The following is a 1861-nucleotide window of genomic DNA, read 5'->3' as shown; positions in this document are numbered from 1 at the left end:
GAGGTCGCGGCGTTCGTCGCCGGTGAGCCGGGAGCCGAGTACCGCCAGGACGGCGCCCAGGACGCGTTCGGCCTCCGGGCCGGTGTCGTAGCGGCCGGTGGTGCGGACCCGGCGGACGAGGTGGTGCCACGTCATGGCGTCGCCTTCAGGTGTGCGGGCCGCCGGCGTCGGCGGCGCGGGGCTGGTCGGGGCCGGTGGTGCCCGGTCGGGGACGGCCGAAGAGAACGTCGTACCCCGGGGGAGCTGCAGGAGTACGCGCTGGACGAGGTCGTCTCCGGCGGCGTCGGCCGCCGTGCTGAGGACGGCGCCGACGTCCCACGGCGCGGTCGCTTCGGTGGCGCCCTCGATCCAGACGGCGGTGGCGCGCACGAACCGGTCCGGACCGAGGGGTTCGGCGGCCTGCAGCGGGTTGAGCAGGACGAGAGCGAGGGTCTCCGGCAGGCGGGCGGCCAGCTCGGCGCGCACCCCGCCCACCACGTGGGCGCCGAGCAGCGCAAGGACCACGCGGGCCGCCCGCTCGGCTTCCTCGTCGGTGTCGTACTCGCCGCGTCCCCGGAGCTCGGCCAGGAACGCGTCCCATCGGACGGACATGGCAGGGCCTCCCTGTCGTGGACGGGCCCGTTCTGTCAGCCGGTCTCCGGCGTCAGATGCCCGACCGGCTCGGGGAGTTCGACCCAGCCCGGGGAGTTCGAGCAGGCCGGGGAGCCGGGGCTGCGGGGGACGGTCGGCCGGACCCGCCCGTTGCGCCGGGGGAGAGGCGGGGCGGGGCCGGCGACTCTTGGCTGCTCAGGCCTGGATCTGCTTGCGACTGCCGGTGTGGCTGATGGCGATCTTCCGGGGCTTGGCCTTCTCCGCGACCGGGATCTTCAGGGTCAGCACGCCGGCGTCGTAGTCGGCGGTGATGCCCGCGGGGTCGAGGGTGTCGGACAGCATCACCTGTCGGGAGAAGATGCCGAGCGGGCGCTCGGACAGCTCCCACTTCACGTCCCCGCTGTCGCGGCGGGGGCGGCGCTCGGCCTTCACGGTCAGCATGTTCCGTTCGACGTCGATGTCGATCGCCTCCGGGTCGACGCCCGGCAGGTCGAGGCAGATCACGTAGTCGTCGCCGTCACGGTAGGCGTCCAGCGGCATCGGGGTGGGCCGGGACCACGTGCCCGTGGTGCCCAGGAACTGCTGGGTCAGACGGTCCAGCTCGCGGAACGAATCGGTGCGCATCAGCATCGCGAAACACCTCCAGTTGAAAGGGTGCCAGTGCGCTTTCACCTGAATCCGTTCTAACATGTCATCCATCGGATGACAAACACCGAGTCGTCGAGAGAGTGACACGCATGCCCGAGAGGCCCGGCCCTCCACCGATCGTCCCCGCAGCGCCGGTCGGCCCCGCCTCCTTCCTCGCCGCCGCGGCCGCGCTGGGCGTGATCGACGACGCCGTCCGCACCGCCCGGGAAGCACCCGCGATCGACAGCATCCCCACCGCACCCGTGCAGTCCGGCCCCGAGCCGGCGCTGGCCGCGCTGCTCCTGCTGCGCGAGCTGCGCGTCGAACTCGCCGGCTGGGAAGCCCGCCTCGTGGAGACCGCCCGCGCCGCCGGCGCCACCTGGGCCGACCTCGCCCACCCCATGGGCGTCGCCAGCCGCCAGGCCGCCGAGAACCGCTACCTGCGACTCAAACCCGCCTCCACCCCGTCGCCCGGCACCACTCCCGCTGATGCCACCACCGGCGCCGAACGCGTCAAGGCCGTCCGCGACCGCCGCGCCGCTCAGCGCACCGTCACCACCTGGGCCCGCGACAACGCCGCCGACCTGCGCGTCCTCGCCGCGCAGATCACCGCCCTCGACGACCTGCCGCCCGCCGCCCGGCC

Annotated in this window: 2 protein-coding genes and 1 pseudogene; 1 reads left to right on the top strand and 2 read right to left on the bottom strand. The window is 73.8% G+C overall.

What is annotated here, in order from left to right:
* Nucleotides 1–145: 145 nt before the first annotated feature.
* Both ABZ641_RS35675 and ABZ641_RS35670 read right to left on the bottom strand, forming a co-directional pair.
* Nucleotides 146–591: pseudogene (locus tag ABZ641_RS35675) on the bottom strand (DUF2267 domain-containing protein).
* A gap of 195 nt (nt 592–786) precedes the next feature.
* Nucleotides 787–1221, bottom strand: coding sequence for an Hsp20/alpha crystallin family protein (locus ABZ641_RS35670; protein WP_344622315.1), 435 nt, complete (start codon nt 1219–1221; stop codon nt 787–789).
* A 107-nt stretch (nt 1222–1328) separates the two neighbouring features.
* On the opposite strand from ABZ641_RS35670, the gene ABZ641_RS35665 reads away from it, so the two are divergent.
* On the top strand, nt 1329–1861 hold a 533-nt coding region (locus ABZ641_RS35665; protein ID WP_359988583.1), incomplete at its 3' end, for a hypothetical protein.

It is taken from the genome of Kitasatospora sp. NPDC007106 (assembly GCF_040634455.1).
GTDB lineage: Bacteria > Actinomycetota > Actinomycetes > Streptomycetales > Streptomycetaceae > Kitasatospora > Kitasatospora arboriphila.
Note: the sequence above shows the minus strand (reverse complement) of the source record. Positions and strands in the feature narration are given on the sequence as shown.